The following is a 741-nucleotide window of genomic DNA, read 5'->3' as shown; positions in this document are numbered from 1 at the left end:
CAACGTGGTATTAGTCTGTCTGATGATGTGCTGAGCTACATATATGCTAGAAGTTCTCGTAGTTTAGGCGCATTATTGGAGGTTCTAGATAAGTTGGATCATGCCCAATTGCTTGAAAAGCGAAGTATTACAGTTCCGTTTGTAAAAAAGGTGTTGGGCTGGTGAGAGTGTCCTCGTCAAAGTTTAAGGAGAAGCGACAGTGATTCGAGTGGTGTTTAATCAAAAAGGTGGTGTTGGTAAATCTAGTATCACATGTAACTTGGCTGCAATTAGCGCATCCAAGGGGCGTCGTACGTTAGTGGTTGACCTTGATACTCAGGGCAACTCTACGCATTACTTGTTGGGCGTCTCCTCAAGTGAATTGAAACACACCGTCGCAGATTTTTTTGAGCAGACCTTGTCGTTTAATCTTTTCAATAAAGATGCGAGCGAGTTTGTTCATCAAAGCCCTTACGATAATTTATCGGTAATGCCTTCACATCCTGAGTTGGAGTTTCTAGAGCGTAAATTAGAAGCAAAGCACAAGATTTATAAATTAAAGACGGCATTAAGAGAAATGGAGTCTTTCTTCGATGATATTTACATCGACACTGCGCCAGCATTAAATTTTTATACCCGATCGGCGCTCATTGCTGCAGATCGTGTTTTGATACCTTTCGATTGTGATGACTTCTCTCGCAAAGCGCTCTACCAAATCATGGGTGAAATTCAGGATATCCAGGAAGATCATAATGATTCACT

At 41.4% G+C, this 741-nt stretch carries 1 protein-coding gene; it reads left to right on the top strand.

The genetic code is table 11. From position 1 onward, the window contains the following. Window positions 1–199: 199 nt before the first annotated feature. Window positions 200–741: ParA family protein (locus A3739_RS16190; protein ID WP_068502055.1), on the top strand; the 542-nt coding region annotated here is incomplete at its 3' end.

It is taken from the genome of Oleiphilus sp. HI0067 (genome assembly GCF_001635735.1).
The sequence above is the reverse complement of the archived record's forward strand: the minus strand, read 5'-3'. Positions and strand labels throughout refer to the sequence as shown.